Below are 20,648 nucleotides of genomic sequence, written 5' to 3'. Positions count from 1 at the left end.
ATGGAAGGAGGACCTGCATGGAATCGATAACTAAAAAACGAGCCATTGCTTTTTTAATGGATACAGCTATTTCCACAGCTGTCACTTTAGGCGTTGAGTATTTTCTACGGAAGAAAGTGAAAAATGAGGTTGTTCATACACTCGTTACACCGACCGCTATGTTATGGGCATTAGAGTATGCACAGCTTCGCAAAAATGGACAAACCATTGGCTACAAAGCTATGGGACTAGTACTCGAACATGAAGAGGGTCATGAATTATCAGACCGTCAAATTATTAAACGCATGGCTTATCGCGACACAATCAGTTCATTTCACTATTTAAAAAGTCGCCAAGCATTCGAGCAACAGCAAGGACAATGCCTTCCCCATGACAGCTTTGCGGGTACGGTTGTGAAAGAAAAAAAACGAATAGCTGAAATTAATTGTAGATAAGAAACACAATGACGTATGGAGTATGATGATCATCCCATCTATGCGAAATTCATAGTTAGCAATAAAATACCTCCTCCCAAGGTTAACAGGAGGAGGTGTTATTTAATGACAAAATATTTAAAGTTATTTGATTTAACTTCATGCTTTCTTCAATAAAGAGTACATGGAAACTCTACCTACTTTTCAATCCCCAGTCCATTTACCAATATTTTTTCATTAAAATGTGGGGAATGCCGCAATCCATAAACTCTTCTCCTTCACGCTTATAGCCTAATTTTTCATAAAAACCCTCTGCATACGATTGAGCATTTAATTTAGCTTTTGTAAGACCATTATCTCGGGCAATTTGCTCTAAGCCCATAATGATTTCTTTGCCAAGTCCAAATTTACGGAACTCTTCTACGATACAAATACGCTCCAGTTTACCATAGCCCTCGACTACACGAAGTCTACCCGTTCCTACTGGCTGCTCCTGATAGTACACAAGGATATGATCACATGGTGCTTGCAGTGAATCAAATTCATCAAACTCTTCTACCTCAGGTACTTGTTGCTCTTCAATAAAAACTTTTCGTCTAAAATCAAATGCTAATTGTAAATCTGCTTGAGTTGTTACTTTTTTTATGCTCATGAATACTCCTCCTAGCTTCAATCATCCTCTTCTTCAGGTGCATTTTTCGCCTGAAGATGATACTATTAGTATAGAACGATTTTTATTGCAAATACAATAAAAATCTCAGGAGGATAGAAAATGAAAGAAATTTTACGTGAAATAGGTGCTATCGCACGGGCATTAGACTCGATTAGTAATATAGAATTTAAGGAATTGGATTTAACGAAGGGACAATATTTATATGTAATCCGAATTTGCGAAAATCCTGGTATCATTCAAGAAAAAGTGGCGGAGCTATTGAAGGTGGATCGCACAACCGCTTCTCGGGCCATTCAAAAATTAGAAACAAAAGGCTTTATTGAAAAACGTAGTGACCAAGGAAATAAGAAAAATAAATTACTTTTCCCAACCAAAAAGAGCTTAGACATCTATCCATTTTTAAAACGGGAGGGCGAGTACTCCAACGAACGAGCACTTGATGGTTTTTCTAGCGAAGAAGTCGATAGCATTCACCATTTACTCACGCGCGTCCTACAAAACATTGAAATTGATTGGGAATCTGTAAAAAAAGGGCAGAAGCGACACTATTAAAGGCGATTCCTGATTTATCCCGTTCTGGAATCGCCTCGTACTAGACATGGGCGGCAAATACTCTTTTTAATACAGCTACCATAAATTCAAGATCTTCATCGGTACAGCAAAGTGGTGGACTTAACGTAATAATATTATTATAGCCCTCCACTGTATCGCCATTTTTCCCAATAATTAAGCCATTCGCTTTACAAGCCGCTATGATGCTTGCCACACGTTCTTCCTTAGCAGGTATTTGTGAGGCTTTATCTTCAACAAGCTCGATACCAACGAGCAATCCAAGTCCCCGAATATCACCAACAAAGGGCAGCTCTAATAAGTCTTGTAAGTCATGGAGTAGTTGAATTCCCAAATCTTTTGCTCGTTGTACAAGTCCCTCTTCCTCAATGATCTTAATATTTTCTAATGCTACTGCACAGGCTGCTGGGTTACCACCGAACGTATTAATATGTCGAAAATGACTATAGCCATCTGTTTCTTTAAACTTTTCATAAATGTCTTTTCTTACTGCTGTAATTGATAATGGTAAATAGGCGCTAGTAAGTCCCTTTGCCATTGTAATAACATCTGGGCGAATCCCGAAATGCTGATGTCCAAAAAGCTTACCTGTTCGCCCAAAACCACAAATCACTTCATCGATAATGAGTAATACCCCATATTTTCTACAAATGCGCTCTACTTCTTGAACATACGTTGGTTGTGGAATTAAGACACCCCCTCCTGTTATGAATGGCTCCATAATAACAGCCGCAATTGTTTCTTTTTGCTCCCAAATAATTTTTTCCTCAATGTCACGCGCTCTTGCTAAATTATATGCTTCAATAGATTGTCCTTTTGGACGGCGATAAGGATCAGGTGGGGCAACGTGCAGGAAGCCTGGTGTTAATGGTTCATATTTATATTTACGTAAAGCCTGGCCAGTAGCGGCTAATGCTCCAAGCGAGCTACCATGGTAGGCACGATAACGAGCAATCATTTTATAGCGGGTCCCTTCCCCGTTTTGTTGATGGTACTGTCGTATTACCTTGAACGCTACTTCATTTGCGTCAGAACCACTATTCGAATAAAACATCATATAGTCATCCTCTAGTAAGTCGTTGATTTTTTCAGCTAATCTAATAGCAGGTTCATGACTTTGTGTTAAAGGGGCATAGCATAGCTTTTTTAATTGCTCATAAGCGACCCTAGCAAGTCGCTCACGTCCATAACCTACATTGACCGCCCATAAGCCTGACATGCCATCTAAAAATCGGTTGCCTAAACTGTCTGTAATCCAGGCACCTTCTCCCTGTTCAATAATGGCTGGTGTATGGTCGTTATAAATGGACATATGGTGCCAAACATTTTCACGATCTTTTTGCAGTAAGGTATGGGTGAACTGATCACTTCGTTCCAAATCATGACCTCCAATCGTGTATCCTAGATGTCTTTTTTTGTCTTTCATCAATTTCTACTATTACGCTCATTCGTGTTGAAATTTTCTGATTTCTCAAACATAATAAAAAATAGACATTGTACATTTGAAGGGCAGGTGCTAATTTATGTCGAAACATCCTCTACTTGTACGTGATGTCCTGAAGCGCAAATATTTTGAATCAGCGAAGCTTATAGCAGGACACCATGGCCTTGAACGTCAAGTTCAGTGGACACATATTTTAGAAATTAAAGATTTTGATACATTAATTAATGGTGGTGAGCTCATTTTAACTACTGGTGTCGGTTTACAGTTAGAGCGCGAAACACAAATCGCCTACTTACAAAACCTTATTCGGAACGAAGCAGCAGGGCTTTGTATTGAAATTGGAGACTATTTTGATCATGTCCCCGTTGAGCTGATTGCCATGGCGAATGCGCATCATTTCCCAATCATTGTTTTTGAAGAAATAGTTCGTTTTATCGATATTACACAAGATTTACATACGTACATAATTAACCAACATCAACAGGCACTTACACAGCTCGATACCCTTTCCAAAACATTTATGGAATTATCATTAATGCCAAATGGTATTTTGAAAATTTTACAAGTCCTTCATCAAGATACTGAGGCACCATTTTTATTTGTCTCTGAAGATACAAAAAGCTTTTATTATCCAGTCGAAGCCAAAAAGTACTTACGTATTATGGAAGAACATTGTCAGCAGTTAGAACTACAAGAGCCCTTGCATCTTTTATCAATTGACAAGGATCATTTTGTTATTATCCCAGTAAATGGTCTTGGACAAGTTTGGGGCTATTTATGTATGCATTCTGGACTGCCAAAACCGAGTGATTACACCTTATTAAACTTGGAACGTGCTACGATGTCGATTGCCCATATTTTAATGCGAAATCGCATGCTACAGGAACGTCAGCAAAGCCGTGAGGATGAATTTATTCTTGCGTTAATTCAAGGCCAGCCTGTGGATATCCAATACTATCAAAGCTATTTACCGATTGAAAGTCGCAATTTATTTTACCGTGTCATCGTATTCAATTTACATAACGAAGCCAAAGTGGTTCCAGAGGAAGAGTGGCAGGAAATTCAATTACAAAATGCCATGTATGTTCGCTCCATCTTAAAGAAACTAGGATTCTTCCCTACCGTTTCAGTACGACAGCATGAAATTATTATTTTAGCCTTCTATATTGCTGCTGATTATATGAAGGATAATCGAGATTCCTTCGATCAAGCTATATCACAAATTGTTGCTAGAAAAGCATCTCAATTTTTTGAACAGCTCACTCTTTCTTGCGGGATTAGCAATGTTTATCAAACGATAGAAAGTGTCCATCTTGGCTATAAGGAGGCTAAATCGGTTATCCAAATGCAGCATCATCAATTAGCTAGCTCCATTTATTATAAGGATTTAGGTGTTTTCCGGCTATTATTACAGCAAGAGCAGACCGCCCTATTACAATTTGTGAAAGATTATTTGCAAGAATTATTATTACTGGATCAAAAAAATGGCCATGATTTGTTCCAAACATTAGCTGTTTACTTAGCTTGCAATGGAGCTAAAAATGATACGGCTGAGCAATTGTTTATCGTCCGTCAAACGCTCTACAAACGAATTGAACGACTAGAAAGTATATTCGGTGCTGATTTTTTGCAAGCGCCACATCGACTAAACATTGAAATCGCAGTCAAGGCCTATGAGCTTTTGCAAAAAACAGCACCTGATTTGTTACGATTTTGAACGCGGGTCCATAAAATCACGTAAGGCATTACTAAGCATATATAAACCAAGAACAAGAATTGTAATGGCTCCTCCGGGCGCATACGTATACCAAGGGGCACCGATTAAATATGCCTGTGAATCTTTTAACATTCTGCCCCAGCTAGGGTTTGGTGGCTGAACACCGAGCCCTAAATAGCTTAGTGCTGCCTCAGCTAGCATGGCAGTTGCAAATGTGACGGTAGCTGCGACAATAATTTGCGATGATATATTAGGTAAAATATGACGAAACATGATGCTATGAGGCTTGACGCCAATTAATTTCGCTGCCAATACATACTCTGAATCACGTTGTTGGACAAATCCACTTCGCGCAATTCGGGCAATAGCAGGGATGGCGATAATGCCCAATGCTACGGCCGTATTGACAATCCCTGGGCCAAATACAGCTACTAGCATTAACGCTAAAATAATGCCTGGAAATGCCATTAAAGCGTCCATCGTTCGCATAAATATTTCATCAATCCAGCCGCCAACATAGCCTGCAATTCCACCTATGGTAATACCAAAAAATGTCCCAATTCCTACAGTTAATAGCCCAACGGCGAAAGCAGTTTGTGTCCCCTTCATAATTCGGCTAAAAATATCACGCCCGAATTCATCTGTCCCAAAAAGATAAGCACCACCTGGTCCACGCAATTTCTCAGGTATGTTCATGGCGTTGACATCATGCGGTGTATAAAAAAAGCTGACCAGCATGACGAGCAAAAAGCCGATAATGACGAGGAGACCAATGGATAAATTCAGTTTTTTAGTATAACGTTGTAGCTGTTTCATTGTATCCACCTCTTAACGTAATCGGATTCTAGGATCTAATACAGAATATAAAATATCGACAATAAAATTTATCATGACCACAGCGACCGTAATATACATGACGATCCCCTGCACAAGTGGAAAATCACGGTTACTAATAGCCGTTATGAGAAGCTGCCCAATACCAGGCAAAGAAAATACTTGCTCCACAATAATCGTCCCCGCTACAACTTCTGCCATAATTAGGCCAAATACGGTTAAAATCGGAATCATGGAATTTTTCAATACATGCTTATACATGACATTGTGTTCAGACATTCCTTTACTTCGAATTGTACGTACATAGTCGAGTTGAACCTGCTCTAAAATAGCTGTACGCACATAGCGGAAGTTCACAGCAATTTGTGGTATGGCAATGGTTAGGGCTGGGAGAAGGAGCGTACTGAGCGCTCCTGCAACACTTTGTGTCCATGGGATATAACCGCTAATTTTAAAGTAGCTAAACTGTAAGCCAACGTAAAGAATAAGCATCATCCCTAGCCAAAAGGATGGTACAGCCATCCCAATTTGTGTCACAGTGGATAATGACACATCACTTATTTTATTTTGTCTTCTTGCCGCAAACATCCCTAAAGGTAAGGAAATGAATAAAACAATGAGCAGGGTAATCCCCGCCAACGACATAGTGACAGGAAGTCGATCAAATAATAAATCTTTTACAGGCATTGAAAAACGAATGGAATCGCCTAGCTGACCTGTCAATAAGCCCTTCATCCAATCCACATATTGTTCATAAAGAGGACGATCTAAGCCGAGTTCAGATCGTAAATTTTCAATTTGTGTGGAATCCGCTTCTGTCCCTAACATCGTTCGAACCGGATCTCCAGGTAATATTTGAAAAACACCAAATGTGATGATGGATACTAGCAGGATGGTTGTTATTAACAGGATGATACGACGTAGAATATACATCATGAGCACTCATCCCTTCCTAGTTTGAAAATTGAACCTCTGACATATCATGGAACCAGAATGGATAGCTCTTAAGCCCCGTCACTTGTTTGTCAGAACCCCAAACAATTTGGTAATCAGCAATATAAACCGCAGTAGCCTGCTCAGCTAAAATTTCCTGTGCTCGATGGTAGTACTCAATTTGTTTGGCTTGATCTGTTTCCTTAAGCACATCCGTCATAATTTTGTCATACTCGTCATTTTTAAATAGGAAGAAGTTTTCACTATCATTTGTAGAAATATAATCATTTAAAACCTCGTAAGCTGATGCACGACCTGTTAAATCAATCGTTGTCATTTCATAGTCACGGCCAAAATAAACACGATCTAGCCAAATCCCCCACTCCACAACCTCAATCTCCACTTCAATGCCAATTTCTTGCAAATTCGCAACTGCAATTTGCGCAATATTCGAATACATATCATTGTGGGAAGATACCGTTATTTTTGTTTTAAAGCCATCCGGATAACCGGCCTCTGCCAGTAACGCCTTCGCTTTTTCTATATCGCGTTCATACATGCTTTCTAAGCCCTTCTTTTGGAAATCACCCATTGCTGGACTCATATTAGAACCAAGTGGGACCGCATAGCCCGCAAATACCGAATCAATAATATCGGATTTACTAATCGCGTAGTTAATAGCTTGTCTAACTTTTACGTTATCAAATGGAGTCTTTGTTTCATTAAATGTGATGATTAAGGAAGAGTTATTATTTTGATGCGTTAAGTTGTAGCCCCCCTCAACTTCACTCACACGATGCCATGGCACACTTGTTAAATCAACCTCATTTGCCATCAGGCTCATAATCGCTGCTTGATCATCCGATTGGAAGGTAAACGTAACTTTATTCAAATAAGGTAAGCCTTCCTGCCAGTAGCTATCATTTTTCTTAAGTTCTAAATTTGTCCCTGGCGCGTATTTCACAAAGGCAAAAGGACCTGTTCCGATTGGATTTTCATTATGCTTCCCATCATTACTTTTAGGAATAATAGCTGATTGTCTTGCCGTTAATGAATACAGGAAGTTAGAATTAGGCTCCTTTAATTTAATTACAAATGTGCTGGCATCTGGTGCTTCAGCTGATGCCACGTTATCGAAGTTATTGGACATTTTTTCCCCACCATTTTTCCCCATTAAACGGTCAAAGGAATATTGAATATCGTCCATCGTTAAGTCATCACCATTATGGAATTTCACTCCTTGGCGAATTTTGAATGTATACGTTAAACCATCCTCTGAAACTTCATAGCTCTCTGCAAGTCCTTCTTTTAAAGAACCATTTGTTTCTGGCGCCATTAGTCCTTCAAATAAATTCATAATCATTTGATACGAAATGGATGCTGTTGCCTTATGTGGATCTAAAAAATCCGGATCATCATTTACACGTACTACAATTTCCTGCGGCACATCTGCTGTAGTTTGTCCATCAGAACTATTAGAGCTCGTTGAAACTTTCTCTCCATCATTAGAACATGCACTTATGATGAATGCCATCATGAACATTAAGAGTATTACCCCACTGATTTTCAAATTCATTCCCGTTCCCCCTTCTCCTAAGTGCTTATCTTTTGAATGCTTGTATAGCTTTCCACCCCTGCCAATTTATCCGCCGCTTGAATACCAGCAAGAATAGCTTCCTCCATCACCTTAGTCGCTAAATGTCCCAAATAATCTAGCGCAAATGTCCTTTCTCCTGTACCTAACACAAAAATAGTATCGCCATCAAGCATCGTATGGACAGGATATATCGTTCGGGCAAGGGCATTTTGCGTAAGCTGGGCAATCTTTTTTGCTTCTGCCTTCGTTAATTTTGCATTCAACGCTACTACGCCAATGGTTGTATTCGTGCCAGCAAGTGCCTCTAATTGTGCATGCTGCTCGAGATAGTCACAGCAATCCAGCCACTGCCCTGTTTGAAGATTTCTCGCTCCCGCTAAAATTTGCCGTGTATTAGGATTCTTGACATCTCCTACTGCGTTAACAGCCACAATAGCCCCAGCAATAAGCCCATCCTTGCCCGCAATTGATGCACTGCCAAGACCACCCTTCATGGCAAAGTCTGGTCCTGCCAGTTTACCTACCGTTGCCCCATAGCCCGCGCCGATATTGCCATTTTGAAATGAACCTACTTGCGCAGCTTGAGCCGCTTCATAGCCCATTTGTGCTGTAGGTCGAGCTTGAGGATCACCGATAAATAAGTCAAAGAGGACGGCACTTGGCACAATTGGTATTTTGGCAACACCTACATCAACCCCAATCCCTTGCTCCTCTAAAAATCGCATTACTCCTGTGGCAGCATCTAATCCATAAGCACTGCCTCCTGACAGACAAATACCATGCACACGATCAATTTCATTAATGGGATCTAATGCATCCGTTTCACGAGTACCTGGTGCAGACCCTCGAACATCTACCCCACATACTGCCCCGCCATCCATTAATAGAGCCGTACAGCCTGTAATCCCCTCTTCGTTTTCACGATGCCCCACCTTGATACCTGGAACATCGGTAATATTGCCAAACATATCAACACCTCTATCCATAGATAAATTAAATATTCAGATTATTAATCATATAAAAAGCAGGCTACTCGCTGATTTGCATTTTCCTCCTGAAGCTTAGGTCTCTCCTGCCGACACCTTTCCATGACATGTGGACAGCGTGTATGAAAAACACAGCCAACAGGTGGATTGATCGGACTAGGTAGTTCACCTTGTAAAAGTACTTCTTGCTTTGACTCATCAAAATTGACGACTGGAATGGCAGATAGCAATGCCTGTGTATAAGGGTGCAATGGATGAGCGTATAGCTCCTTCTTCGTCCCAATTTCCACAACCCGTCCTAAGTACAACACCGCCACACGGTCACTTATATGCTTCACAACGCTTAAATCGTGGGAAATGAATAAATAAGTTAACTGAAATTCATCCTGTAAATCCATCATTAAGTTAAGCACTTGTGATTGCACCGACACATCCAATGCCGATACTGGCTCATCAGCAATAATGAATTCAGGGTGAATGGCAAGAGCTCTTGCAATCCCAATTCTTTGTCGCTGACCTCCTGAAAATTCATGTGGAAATTTATGCATGGCATCCTCAGGAAGCCCAACCTTCTGTAACAATTCCTTCACGCGCTCTTTTCGCTGTTCCTTCGTCAGCGTTAATTGTAATTTCATCGGTTCCTCAATAATCGCTCCAATGCGCATTCTGGGATTAAGTGAGGCAAAGGGGTCTTGAAAAATCATTTGCATTTGATTGCGATAAGATTGAAGCTTATTACCTTTTAAATGCTGGATCGGTTGCCCTTTATACAATACTTCCCCAGCTGTTGGTTCAACGAGCTTCAAAATTGTTCGCCCAAATGTAGATTTTCCTGAGCCAGATTCACCTACAATGCCTAGCGTCTCTCCCCGATAAATTTCAATGGAAATATCATCGACCGCTTTGACCATCCTTTTCTCTTCTTTCATAGACTTGCGTTTCACGGGAAAGTAAGCTTTTAAATGATTAATTTCCAGCAAAACTTCTTTCTCCGTCATGTGCCAGCTCCCCCTTCTCTGTGAATAAATGACAGCGCACTTTATGTGTCTCTTGAATATGGTGTATGGCAGGACTATCCTGATGGCATTGCGCCATAGCATGCGGGCATCGTGGTGCAAAGCGACAACCTTCTGGTAATGCATATGCGGGTGGCACAGTGCCAGGAATCGATGGCAGTCTTTTCACCTCTGTTTCAAGACTCGGCATTGTTTTTAGCAGCGCTGTCGTATAAGGGTGCTGGGGATTTAAAAAAAGCTCTCTTACAGGAGCTTCCTCCACTATTTGCCCTGCATACATAACCATGACACGGTCCGCTGTTTCTGCGACAACACTCATATCATGAGTAATGAATAAAATCGCCGATTGATGTTCTTCCTTCATTTTCATCATCAGCTTTAAAATTTGTGCCTGTACGGTTACATCCAATGCTGTAGTCGGCTCATCCGCAATTAATAGCTGGGGATTATTAGACATCGCAATGGCAATCATGACACGTTGCCTCATCCCCCCTGATAATTGGTGAGGATATTCGGCAATTACTTTCTCCGCGTTGGCAATCCCCACTTCCTTTAAGAATTGTAATGCTTTTTGCCAAGCATCTTTTTTTGAAACCTTTTGATGTCTACGAATGCCTTCAATCATTTGATTGCCGATCGTAAATACCGGATCTAATGAAGTCATAGGCTCTTGAAAAATCATACTAATATCATTGCCACGAATATGGCTCATCTCTTTATTTTTATAGGCTAATAGATTTTTGCCGTTTAAAGTGATAGTTCCTGCTGTAATTTCCCCAGGTGGGATTGGCAGTAAACGCATAATTGCTAAGGAGGTAATACTCTTGCCACTGCCCGATTCTCCCACTAATGCAACCGTTTCTCCTTTATGAATGGTAAAGTTCACATCGTCTACCACTTTTGCCTCTTTGCCATTCTTCAAATGGAATCGAATCGATAATTGATTGACCTCTAAGAGCACTTGTTTATCTTTTGCATGTTCCATAGGAGTCCCTCCCTGTCAGCGTTGAATAGGTGGTGCATAGCGTATGGCAATATTTTTCATTTGCGTATAGTTCCGCAGAGCAACAAAGCCCTTCTCTCGACCAATCCCGCTTTTTTTATAGCCTCCGAATGGCATTTGAATACCACCAGCTGCCCCATAATTATTAATAAATACTTGTCCTGCTTGCACACGACTCGCCACATAATGAGCTGTATCAATACTTTGTGACCAAACACCCGCTACTAAGCCATAATCTGTGCTATTGGCAAGAGTAATGGCTTCCTCCACGCTAGTAAATGTTAAAACCGTCAACACGGGTCCAAAAATTTCCTCCTGCGCTAAAGGATCATTCGGCTGTACACCATCTAGTATAGTTGGCTGCACATAGAAGCCATTTTCATACCCTTCTATCGTCAATGGCTCACCACCAGTGATGACATAGCCATCTTTCTTTGCTTGCTGTAATAATGTAGTAATTTTTATATACTGACGTTCATTGAGTAACGGCCCCATATCCATGTCCGCCTCACCAGGCCCCACCTGTATCGCTTGAAATTTTTGTATTAATTGCGGGAGAAATGTATCTTTTATACTTTCTTCAATGAGCAATCGAGCCCCAGCAGAACATGTTTGCCCTGAATTTTGAATAATAGCCCGTACAACGCCCTCCAATGCTTGCTCTATATTGGCATCCGCAAAAACAATATTGGGTGATTTTCCGCCAAGCTCTAATGTTACAGGGACAACATTTTCCGCTGCCGCCTTCATCACTGCAACACCAGTAGGCACCGACCCCGTAAAGGTAATATGATTAATATCAGGATGTGATGTTAAATACGGACCCACATCTCGTCCTAAGCCAGTAATATGTTGAAAGATCCCTTTTGGCAGTTTTTCTGCAAGCCACTCCGTGATGGCATGTGTTGTAAGTGGCGTATCTTCCGCACTTTTCACGATAACTGCATTGCCTGTAGCAATGGCCGCAGCGACACTTCGTGCTGTAATTTGAATCGGATAGTTCCATGGCACGATATGTACAGTAATACCAACGGGTTCGAGCACTACTGCATTCAATAGGCCCTCCTCAATTGGAATCGTATCCCCCATCACTTTATCAGCCGCTCCACCGTAAAATTCAAAATACCGAGCCGCCGCTTCAATATCTGCCCTAGCTTGCGTTAAAGGTTTTCCGACATCACGGCATTCTAGTAAACTCCATTCCTCGGCATGCTGACGAATATAATGAGCGAAGTCGATTAATAACTGGCCTCGTTCAAAAGCTTTCCATTGACGCCATTCATCACTTTCAAAAGCTCTACGTGCTGATCGCACCGCTTCTTCTACATGCGCTTGAGTCGCATTACTAATTTGCGCAATGATTTCTCCTGTTGATGGATTCCCCACATCTAGCAATGCTTCTGCATCACCATAAATCCATTCCCCATTAATTAACATAGGAATATTTTTCATCGTACCCCTCCTATAATCCACGACCACCATCTACATGTAAGGTCGTCCCAGTGACCATGCTAGCTGCATCAGACAATAAATAACTAACTGCTCCTGCTATATCAGAAGGCTTCACCAATCGTCCTAGTGGGACAGATTGCACAAACACACTTTGCTTTGTTTGCTCGACATCGGCGCCCTGTGCGGCAAATTGTCCGAGCATTTGTGTATCAGCAGGCCCAGGATGAATCGTATTAACACGAATTTGGTTTGGTGCCAGCTCAATCGCTAGCCCTCTCGTAAAGCTTTCCGCTGCACCCTTCGATGCAATATAGGCTTGTAAGCCAGGTCTAGGGCGAACTGCTGATATTGAAGCAATCGTAACAATAGACCCCTTTTGCTTTTTTTTCATAAAAGGGACAACAGCTTTTGCTGTAATAAATAAACTTTTCACATTGACATCCATTAAGCGATTCCACTCATCCATTGTTACTTGTTCAATTGGCGTAGCTGCCTGTGCAATCCCAAGTGCATTGACCAGCCCATCAATTCTCCCGTACTTATCAAAAATTTGCTGGAAGATGTTATTCACTCGCTCCTCCTGCAATACATTGACTTCAAAGCATTGCAGGGAGTCATGTGTTAAATCTGACAGCGCCTTTACAGATAAATCAAGCCCTATGACCAGATTACCCTGCTTAAGCTGCTCTTCCATAATGGCTTTTCCCATTCCGCCACCTGCACCTGTCACAACAATCACCTTTGGCTCAGTTGTCATACTATACCCCCCCTGCTGTTAAAGTCATATGAATGATTTCCTGACAAATTGCATCGCCCATTTGTGCTGTTGTTGCTTGTCCACCAATATCAGCTGTTTTCACGACGCCTTCTTCTAGCACTTTACTAATAGCTTGGACAATCAATTGTTCTAAATCCTTTCTACCTTGATGTCCAAGTAGTAAGGCGAGCGACCATATTTGAGCGATTGGATTGGCAATTCCCTTGCCAGCTATATCTGGCGCTGAACCATGCACAGGCTCAAACATAGATGGAAATGTCTTCTCTGGATTTAAGTTTGCAGACGGGGACAAGCCCAGCCCCCCAACAATGGCAGAGCCTAAATCAGATAAAATATCGCCAAATAAATTTGAAGCCACAACGACTTCAAAATCCTGTGGTCGTTCGACAAAATAAGCGACTAATGCATCAATATAAATGGCTTCAAGCTGTAGTTCTGGTGCAACTTGTGTCACCGTTTTTCTGGTATGCTCATCCCAAAATTTCATGGAATGAATAATCGCATTAGATTTCGTCGCGCTTGTCAGCTTGGTTTTCCCATGCTGCTGAGCATATTCACAGGCTGCTCGAACAATTTTTTCAATCCCTATACGCGTCATAATCGTATTTTGAATCGTCATTTCTTGTGGCTGCTGTTGATACAATCGACCCCCACTATCCGAATATTCACCCTCAGCATTTTCTCGGAAAATGACAAAGTCAATCTCGTTCTCGCCAGCTAGAGGTGAGGAGATCCCAGGCAATGACTTTATGGGACGGAAATTCACATACTGCTGGAAATTTTTCCGAATCGGCATTATCAGTTCCCATACCGTGACATCATCTGGTACGCGAGCATCCCCAATAGCTCCAAATAAAATCGCATCATATTTTTGTAGTGTCTCAAGTGCACCCTCTGGCATCATGCGGCCGTGCGCTAAATAGTAATCAGAGCTCCACGGAAAAATCGTCGTTGTCATTTGTAAGGATGAATCCCGTTCTTGCAAACATTTTACAACCTTTAATGCTTCCTGCATGACTTCTTTTCCGATGCCATCCCCTGGTATAACCGCCATTTTTATTGTTGTCATTGTGCATCACCAGCCAAAAATTTTAATGCGGCTAAACGATAAATGGCTGTTGTTTCCGCCAATTCTTCAATATCTACATATTCATTGATTTGATGAGGAATTTCACGATCTCCTGCACCAACCGTCACTATTGGAATACCATGGACATGAAGAAACGTACCATCTGTTGCACCAGGAACACCATTATATTTTGGTTCCTTTTCTGTCACCTCTGCCACTGCCTCGTAAATGGCCTGTACAACAGCTTCCTCCTTAGCCGTTGCTGTAGCTGGTCTATTATCAAGAATCGTTAGTTCCACATTAAAATCCGGATCATCTGCCTGTAAGCGTTTAATAATCGCGTCGATTTTTCCTAGTAGTTCATCATGATCTTGGGCAGGAACAGTACGAATATCAAGCGTCGTCATACAGTGATCAGGAATGACATTGATTTGTGCATCTCCTTTAACAGGCGCACGTAATATCGTTGGAGTAATGGATGGCCAATTCAGCATCGGGTCACGTCCTAATCGAGCCTGCTCCTCTTTTTCTAGCTTCTCCAGCTCTACAATCAATCGTGCCATACGCCAGTTTGGATTAATGCCACTCCACGAGATCGCTCCATGTGCCATCTTACCGAAAATATCAACCTGTAAACGAATTGCCCCACGCTGTGCAATACATACATTATTTTCCTGTGGCTCGCAAATAATAGCCCCATCTACTCCGTCTGCCCAGCCGTTTTTAATAAAATGTTTAATGCCTAGCATAAGCCCTTCTTCATCACAAGGAATACATAAAATAATCTTGCCTGTAAACTCTTCCTGATCTAGTAGTAATGATTGACAGGCAGTAATCATACAAGCGAGATTGCCCTTCGTATCATTCGTTCCTCTGCCATACATACGCCCTTCAACAATCTCTGCTCCAAATGGATCATAGGCCCATGCATCTCGATTGCCTTCCGTCACAACATCTGTATGCCCCTCAAAAAGTAGTGTTTTCCCAGGCTTGCCCGAATCAATAATACCAATAACATTCGGTCGTCCTGGCACAACCTCCTCTACATGTGTCTCAATGCCAATATCCCGTAAATACGCAGCAACAACGTGTGCCACCTCTTCTTCATTACCCTTTGGATCATTCTCACGGTAAACGCTTTCAATTCGTACTAGCTTTTGTGTTAACGCGATGACCGCCTCCCGATCTCGCACATACGATTTGGTTGTTTTTAAACTAGTTACTGTCATGCAAAGGACCTCCTATTTTAGGGAATATTCTGAATTTACGTTATTTTAACATTGACCCTTCTCTATGAAACTAGACAATATGTTAATGATTCATAGAATGACCTTAACTTTTTGTTTAGCAATAAATCGCTAAAAAACAACTTTTTTTTCTACTTTATACTGATTTTTGATAATTCGGAGTGTGAGCATCTATGATTATCCAGGATATTGAGTGACTTCATTTCTTTGGAGTAAAACTCTCCCCTCAAAATAAAAAAACCAGCGGCTGCTGGTTTTTCTTACATAATTATTGTTGGCGGGATTCGGTCATTTGCTTCCAAACCGAGCCTTTTGCTTCTTCACCTTGCTCGATACGGGCAATGGCCATTTTCACTTGTAGCTTTACTTCGAATTCTTTATCATCTTCAGCCGCTTTTAATACTGGTAATGATTGTTCTGTACCGACCTCATATAAATACATCGCTGCACGCCAACGTACCAATTTGTTCTTATCTTGTAGGGCTTGCTGCATGGCGCTTTCAAATTCTACAAAGCCAAGGTCGCTCATACAGTCGCCTGCTGTACGTCGCACGGCAGCACTTTTATCCTGAAGAGCTCTTTCTAAATACGGAACTACCATAACATCTTCAACCATCCCTAAATATACAGTTGCTAGTCGACGAATGGACATTTGCTCATCCTGTAAAGCTAAATCTAAAAGTGGTAAATCATCCAGCTCCGGATCAGCCATTTGGTCTAATAATTGGAAGCGTTTCTCCCATTCAGGTTGTTGGAACTGCTCCACCGTTATTTTCAGCTTATTTGATTTAACGATAGCTTTTTCATCATCATTATTAATCGCAGCAACAATTTCTGCTAATCGTTCTGCAGAATATGTGACATTAATTTCCTGTTTGACCGCTTCTGCGACTTCTTCTAGTTCACCATAGCGCACACCATAATCAATCCATTTACGCTGGAAAATATAGTTTTCATCTACTGCTGATTCAATAATTTGATTAAAAGCCTCGACAAAACGATCACCACAGCTCACACGATGTTCACGTTGGTTATCAAACACTTTTACTTGTAGAGGTACTTGCTTATAAAACTGTACATGGACATAAACTTCCCCGTAAAACTCGTTAGCTACTATTGTTTCATCTTGCGTTTCGACGTCTTCACCTAATACTTGACGGATACTTGCTAAAATACCTTCCCATGCATATTTGGCATTACGCTCCACAGCAAAGAAATCAGCAACATGATAAACGCCCTTTATCCCTTCAATCGCTAAAATAGCTGCTGCTTCGCCAGTTGCTTCATCTTTATTATCCTTTGTAAAATTATAGCTTTTCCCGAACGGTAGCTCTGTATCAACAACAATCTTCATAGAATTAGGACTTGGTGTCGGTTCAATTGTAATAATCTTCATGTCTATCGCTCCTTATCCGTTAACAATTTCATCTAAATAAGACCATCTTTCAATCAGATGCTCATACTGTGCATTTAGCTCATCCAGCTTAGCTGTTAATTCCTGTAGTTTTGTAAAATCTGAACCAGCATTAGCGATTCCCTCTTCAGTCTCCATAATAGCTGTTTCTGTTTTTTCAATATCATCTGCAATCGTTTCCCATTCTTTTTGCTCTTTAAACGATAGCTTTTTCTTGTCGGATTTTGGTTTTTCAGACTTCGGCTTTTCAGCTTTCGGTACCTCAACTTTTGCAGTAGCAGTATGCTCACGCTTCTCCAAATACTCACTATAAAGGTCCAGTGTTTCCTCTACCTGCCCTTTTCCATCCAAGATCCATAGCTTTTTCGCAATACGGTCTAGGAAAAAACGGTCATGGGAAATCGTGATGACTACGCCTGGGAAATGCTCAATGAAATCCTCTAGCACGCCCAATGTTTCAATATCTAAATCATTGGTTGGCTCGTCCAATAATAAAACATTAGGCTGCTCCATTAATAAACGTAATAAATGAAGGCGCTTGCGCTCACCGCCAGATAATTTACCAATTGGTGTACCGTGAGCATGTAGTGGGAATAAAAAGCGCTCTAGCATTTGAGCCGCAGAATAGCGTACACCCTCTGCATCTGTAATATCATTCGAAGCCTCACGTATATATTCAATCATACGCTCATTTTCATTCATTTTCGGTAAAGTTTGCTTGAAATGGGCTAGCTTCACTGTTGATCCAACAAGAATTTCACCTTGATCAGGTGAAAGTTCTCCTGCTAGCATGTTCAATAAAGTAGATTTTCCTACACCATTTGAGCCGATTATGCCAATACGGTCACCTTGCTGGAGCAAAAATGAAAAGTTATCTAAAATCTTTTGCTGCCCAAATGCTTTCGAAATACTTTCTGCCTCCAGCACTTTACGCCCCAGACGTGTTGTAGCGAGGCCCATTTCCAATGAAACGTCCTCTGATTTACGCTCTAGATTTTCCTCCAACTTTTCAAAGCGTTGGATACGCGCTTTTTGTTTAGTGGAGCGCGCCTTCGCACCGCGACGAATCCATTTCAACTCTGAACGATAACGGTTGCGATCCTTCTGAGCAGAAGCCGCCTTCATTTCCTCACGGATGGCACGGGCCTCTAAAAAATCACCATAATTTCCTGTATGACGATACATGGTTTGATCAGCTAGCTCGTATATATGTGTTGATAATTCATCTAAGAAATAACGATCATGGGTAATAAAAATAACTGCGCCCTTTAGTCGTAGCACCATCTCTTGAAGCCACTCTGTTGCTTGCACATCCAAATGGTTGGTCGGCTCATCTAATAAGTAGAGATCTGCTGGTTCAATTAATACTTTAGCCAAGGCTACTCGTTTTTGCTGACCGCCTGAGAGCGTTAGCACTTCTTTATCAAATGTTTCAATGCCTAGCTTTGTTAAGGCCGTTTTGGCAAGCGCGTTGACATCCCATGCCTGCTCTTCATCCATACGCTGTTGCAAGCCAAATAAAGTCTTTTGCAAACCTTCAGATGTTGGATTTACTGCCAGTGCAGCCACTGTTTCCTCATATTGACGATTTAATTGTAAAACCGGTGAGTCACCAGCAAAGACCGCTTGTAAAACCGTTTCTCCTGATTGAAATGTCGGTTCCTGTGGTAAATAAGCGACACGATATTTATTGGGGCGATCCATTGTGAGGGTATCTGCTTCGATATCCTCTGCTAAGATCGATAACAGGGTCGATTTCCCCGTACCATTAATACCGATTAAGCCTGCTCGCTCGCCCTCATAAATGGTAAATTCAATATTTTCAAAAAGCGTTTTATCGCCCACAGTTTTTGTTAAATTTTGTACAATTAAATGACTCATTCCACTATTCCATCTCTTTCATGTTAGGTATTGTTCATGCCCACACTACTTTTATGTAGACGATTATTGATATCCAATATTCATCATAACATCAATTGATAGGTAAACAAAGAACAACAAACTGTCAATGGTTTGTCCTAGCAATGTTCCTATTCTCCTGTAAATACGTGTGCATTATCTGACAAAGTATAATAATTCCTCGCTCTAGGTCCTGTGGTTCTGGATAGGAATAACTAATTCTCATATGGTGATATTGAGGCTCTCCCGGATAACAAGCAGAGCTGGGTAAAAAAGTAATATGTGCTTGCTGTGCTTTAAACAACAGTTCATCTGTATTGCCATTACAAGGCAAAGACACCCAAATATTTAACCCCCCTTTTGGTTCCATCCACGTAACGCCTTGTGGTGCATATCTGTTCAATAAAGCAATCGTCTGATCTCTTCTTACTTCAAGCGCAATACGTAATTTTTCTAAATGGACATGCATGCGGTCTGATCGTAAGAAAGGAATCAGTGCCTTTTGTGTTAATAGTGGATTGCCCGAATCGGCAAATGATTTCGCTGATAAGAGCCGTTGATGGACAGTACCATTCGAGATGATTGCTCCAATTCTACAACTAGGGGCTAACGATTTGCTAAATCCCTTTAAATAAATAACATGACCACTTTCATCTAATGCTTTAAGAGTAGGTGGTGGTGGATTATTGTCAAAATAAATTTCATTCCATGAATCATCCTCTACAATAAGAAAGCCGTATTGTTGGGCAAGGTCTAGTAACTCTCTTCTTCTAGCTTTGCTTAAAACAGTTCCTGTAGGATTCTGAAATGTTGGGTTTGTATAGATCAGCTTTGGTTGTTTGCTTAAACATAATGTCGCTAGAATAGTTATCTGCATACCTTCTTCATCTACTGGAATGGGAATAATATGGGCTCCGCGATTTCTAAAGACATCGATGGCTGCTGTATAGGTAGGAGCTTCGGTAATGACAATGTCTCCTGGTCCAATAAATGTTCTAGCCACTACATCAATACCTTGTTGCACACCATTTGTCACAATAATTTCTTGAGGCGTTGTTTCAATGTCACCATATTGTTGTACATAGTCCCGAATTGCCTTTCGTACATCTTCATCACCTTGTACAGTCCCATAGCGCGTAACAATCTGAGGATCCGCGAGTAAAGTTGCCACGATTTCATTCGTCAAATAAACTGAGGGCAATAACCCCGGATGGATGGTCGCACTTGAAAATTTCATCGCATACTCTGTTCCTTTATTTAATATGGATTGTGAACGTTGAATGTAGTCGGGGATCGCTAATTGCCAATTATAATTACGTTGGCTCATATGCATGCTACCCTGTTCATTTTTTCGCACGAATGCCCCCTTGCCATGCATCACTTGAATATACCCATTTCTTTCTAATAATGCATAAGCCTTACTGATCGTTACGGGGCTCACTTGATTTTCTTTAGAAAAGCTCCGTATAGAAGGTAATTGACTTCCCTCCTGTAAAAAGCCTGATCGTATTTTTTCTGCCATAATATTTGAAATCTGATGGATTAAGGTTTGATCTGATTGACGATTTAGCTTTATTTTCATTTTCCCTCCAACTGTTATAGT

General features: G+C 41.1%; 18 protein-coding genes. 3 read left to right on the top strand and 15 right to left on the bottom strand.

Annotated features, from left to right (window positions below):
* Positions 1-17: 17 nt before the first annotated feature.
* Positions 18-434 carry an RDD family protein gene (locus MKY88_RS08485; protein ID WP_340813406.1) on the top strand — a complete coding sequence of 139 codons (417 nt, stop codon included), beginning with the start codon at positions 18-20 and terminating at the stop codon, positions 432-434.
* Positions 435-633: 199 nt separating this feature from the next.
* Here the strand turns inward: MKY88_RS08485 and MKY88_RS08480 are convergent, their stop codons facing one another.
* The gene (locus MKY88_RS08480; protein WP_340813404.1) at positions 634-1,065 is read right to left on the bottom strand and encodes a GNAT family N-acetyltransferase; all 432 of its coding nucleotides are present in this window, start codon (positions 1,063-1,065) and stop codon (positions 634-636) included.
* A gap of 120 nt (positions 1,066-1,185) precedes the next feature.
* Here MKY88_RS08480 and MKY88_RS08475 point away from each other — a divergent pair, with 120 nt between their 5' ends.
* On the top strand, positions 1,186-1,638 hold the full coding sequence (locus MKY88_RS08475; RefSeq protein WP_069480870.1) for a MarR family winged helix-turn-helix transcriptional regulator: 453 nt from the start codon (positions 1,186-1,188) through the stop codon (positions 1,636-1,638).
* A gap of 40 nt (positions 1,639-1,678) precedes the next feature.
* Here MKY88_RS08475 and MKY88_RS08470 read toward each other — a convergent pair whose 3' ends face one another.
* On the bottom strand, positions 1,679-3,034 hold the full coding sequence (locus tag MKY88_RS08470) for an aspartate aminotransferase family protein (RefSeq protein WP_340813403.1): 1,356 nt from the start codon (positions 3,032-3,034) through the stop codon (positions 1,679-1,681).
* A gap of 145 nt (positions 3,035-3,179) precedes the next feature.
* On the opposite strand from MKY88_RS08470, the gene MKY88_RS08465 reads away from it, so the two are divergent.
* Positions 3,180-4,817, top strand: a complete 1,638-nt coding sequence (locus MKY88_RS08465; protein WP_340813402.1) for a PucR family transcriptional regulator — start codon at positions 3,180-3,182, stop codon at positions 4,815-4,817.
* On the opposite strand, the gene MKY88_RS08460 is transcribed toward MKY88_RS08465, so the two are convergent.
* The 13 genes from MKY88_RS08460 to pdxR all read right to left on the bottom strand — a co-directional run bounded on the left by MKY88_RS08460 (position 4,806) and on the right by pdxR (position 20,627).
* The gene (locus tag MKY88_RS08460) at positions 4,806-5,633 is read right to left on the bottom strand and encodes an ABC transporter permease (RefSeq protein ID WP_258268316.1); all 828 of its coding nucleotides are present in this window, start codon (positions 5,631-5,633) and stop codon (positions 4,806-4,808) included. The genes MKY88_RS08465 and MKY88_RS08460 overlap by 12 nt on opposite strands.
* Before the next feature lie 12 nt (positions 5,634-5,645).
* Positions 5,646-6,587 (bottom strand): ABC transporter permease, encoded by a 942-nt coding sequence (locus MKY88_RS08455; protein WP_328202105.1) that lies wholly within the window; start codon positions 6,585-6,587, stop codon positions 5,646-5,648.
* A gap of 16 nt (positions 6,588-6,603) precedes the next feature.
* Positions 6,604-8,160, bottom strand: a complete 1,557-nt coding sequence (locus MKY88_RS08450; protein ID WP_340813401.1) for an ABC transporter substrate-binding protein — start codon at positions 8,158-8,160, stop codon at positions 6,604-6,606.
* Between the two features lie 17 nt (positions 8,161-8,177).
* Complete coding sequence (locus MKY88_RS08445) at positions 8,178-9,149, bottom strand: P1 family peptidase (RefSeq protein WP_340813399.1); 972 nt, start codon at positions 9,147-9,149, stop codon at positions 8,178-8,180.
* A gap of 41 nt (positions 9,150-9,190) precedes the next feature.
* Positions 9,191-10,165 (bottom strand): ABC transporter ATP-binding protein, encoded by a 975-nt coding sequence (locus MKY88_RS08440; protein ID WP_328202110.1) that lies wholly within the window; start codon positions 10,163-10,165, stop codon positions 9,191-9,193.
* A complete protein-coding gene (locus tag MKY88_RS08435) occupies positions 10,134-11,168 on the bottom strand; it encodes an ABC transporter ATP-binding protein (protein ID WP_291758375.1) in 1,035 nt (344 codons plus the stop codon). The genes MKY88_RS08440 and MKY88_RS08435 overlap by 32 nt, the downstream gene beginning before the upstream one ends.
* A gap of 15 nt (positions 11,169-11,183) precedes the next feature.
* On the bottom strand, positions 11,184-12,638 hold the full coding sequence (locus MKY88_RS08430) for an aldehyde dehydrogenase family protein (protein ID WP_340813397.1): 1,455 nt from the start codon (positions 12,636-12,638) through the stop codon (positions 11,184-11,186).
* A 10-nt stretch (positions 12,639-12,648) separates the two neighbouring features.
* Positions 12,649-13,395, bottom strand: coding sequence for an SDR family NAD(P)-dependent oxidoreductase (locus MKY88_RS08425; RefSeq protein WP_193831540.1), 747 nt, complete (start codon positions 13,393-13,395; stop codon positions 12,649-12,651).
* Between the two features lies 1 nt (position 13,396).
* Positions 13,397-14,485: a tartrate dehydrogenase gene (locus MKY88_RS08420; protein ID WP_340813396.1), complete on the bottom strand. Its 1,089-nt coding sequence runs from the start codon at positions 14,483-14,485 to the stop codon at positions 13,397-13,399.
* Entirely contained in the window at positions 14,482-15,714 is a 1,233-nt protein-coding gene (locus MKY88_RS08415) for a M20 family metallopeptidase (RefSeq protein ID WP_036124988.1), read from the bottom strand. The genes MKY88_RS08420 and MKY88_RS08415 overlap by 4 nt, the downstream gene beginning before the upstream one ends.
* A gap of 286 nt (positions 15,715-16,000) precedes the next feature.
* Positions 16,001-17,128, bottom strand: coding sequence for a conserved virulence factor C family protein (locus MKY88_RS08410; protein WP_340813394.1), 1,128 nt, complete (start codon positions 17,126-17,128; stop codon positions 16,001-16,003).
* A gap of 12 nt (positions 17,129-17,140) precedes the next feature.
* Positions 17,141-19,027 (bottom strand): ABC-F family ATP-binding cassette domain-containing protein, encoded by a 1,887-nt coding sequence (locus MKY88_RS08405; RefSeq protein ID WP_340813393.1) that lies wholly within the window; start codon positions 19,025-19,027, stop codon positions 17,141-17,143.
* Between the two features lie 124 nt (positions 19,028-19,151).
* Positions 19,152-20,627 (bottom strand): MocR-like pyridoxine biosynthesis transcription factor PdxR, encoded by a 1,476-nt coding sequence (gene pdxR, locus MKY88_RS08400; RefSeq protein ID WP_291758363.1) that lies wholly within the window; start codon positions 20,625-20,627, stop codon positions 19,152-19,154.
* Between the last annotated feature and the right edge of the window lie 21 nt (positions 20,628-20,648).

Source organism: Lysinibacillus sp. FSL R7-0073 (assembly GCF_038009065.1).
GTDB classification, from domain to species: domain Bacteria; phylum Bacillota; class Bacilli; order Bacillales_A; family Planococcaceae; genus Lysinibacillus; species Lysinibacillus fusiformis.
This window is presented reverse-complemented; position numbering and strand designations above follow the sequence as displayed.

Coding starts and splice junctions, on each gene's coding strand:
- pdxR (WP_291758363.1), bottom strand. CDS start 20,627: ATGAAAATAAAGCTAAATCGTCAATCAGATCAAACCTTAATCCATCAG.
- MKY88_RS08450 (WP_340813401.1), bottom strand. CDS start 8,160: ATGAATTTGAAAATCAGTGGGGTAATACTCTTAATGTTCATGATGGCA.
- MKY88_RS08475 (WP_069480870.1), top strand. CDS start 1,186: ATGAAAGAAATTTTACGTGAAATAGGTGCTATCGCACGGGCATTAGAC.
- MKY88_RS08410 (WP_340813394.1), bottom strand. CDS start 17,128: ATGAAGATTATTACAATTGAACCGACACCAAGTCCTAATTCTATGAAG.
- MKY88_RS08430 (WP_340813397.1), bottom strand. CDS start 12,638: ATGAAAAATATTCCTATGTTAATTAATGGGGAATGGATTTATGGTGAT.
- MKY88_RS08465 (WP_340813402.1), top strand. CDS start 3,180: ATGTCGAAACATCCTCTACTTGTACGTGATGTCCTGAAGCGCAAATAT.
- MKY88_RS08420 (WP_340813396.1), bottom strand. CDS start 14,485: ATGACAACAATAAAAATGGCGGTTATACCAGGGGATGGCATCGGAAAA.
- MKY88_RS08460 (WP_258268316.1), bottom strand. CDS start 5,633: ATGAAACAGCTACAACGTTATACTAAAAAACTGAATTTATCCATTGGT.
- MKY88_RS08440 (WP_328202110.1), bottom strand. CDS start 10,165: ATGACGGAGAAAGAAGTTTTGCTGGAAATTAATCATTTAAAAGCTTAC.
- MKY88_RS08415 (WP_036124988.1), bottom strand. CDS start 15,714: ATGACAGTAACTAGTTTAAAAACAACCAAATCGTATGTGCGAGATCGG.
- MKY88_RS08435 (WP_291758375.1), bottom strand. CDS start 11,168: ATGGAACATGCAAAAGATAAACAAGTGCTCTTAGAGGTCAATCAATTA.
- MKY88_RS08455 (WP_328202105.1), bottom strand. CDS start 6,587: ATGATGTATATTCTACGTCGTATCATCCTGTTAATAACAACCATCCTG.
- MKY88_RS08405 (WP_340813393.1), bottom strand. CDS start 19,027: ATGAGTCATTTAATTGTACAAAATTTAACAAAAACTGTGGGCGATAAA.
- MKY88_RS08445 (WP_340813399.1), bottom strand. CDS start 9,149: ATGTTTGGCAATATTACCGATGTTCCAGGTATCAAGGTGGGGCATCGT.
- MKY88_RS08425 (WP_193831540.1), bottom strand. CDS start 13,395: ATGACAACTGAGCCAAAGGTGATTGTTGTGACAGGTGCAGGTGGCGGA.
- MKY88_RS08480 (WP_340813404.1), bottom strand. CDS start 1,065: ATGAGCATAAAAAAAGTAACAACTCAAGCAGATTTACAATTAGCATTT.
- MKY88_RS08485 (WP_340813406.1), top strand. CDS start 18: ATGGAATCGATAACTAAAAAACGAGCCATTGCTTTTTTAATGGATACA.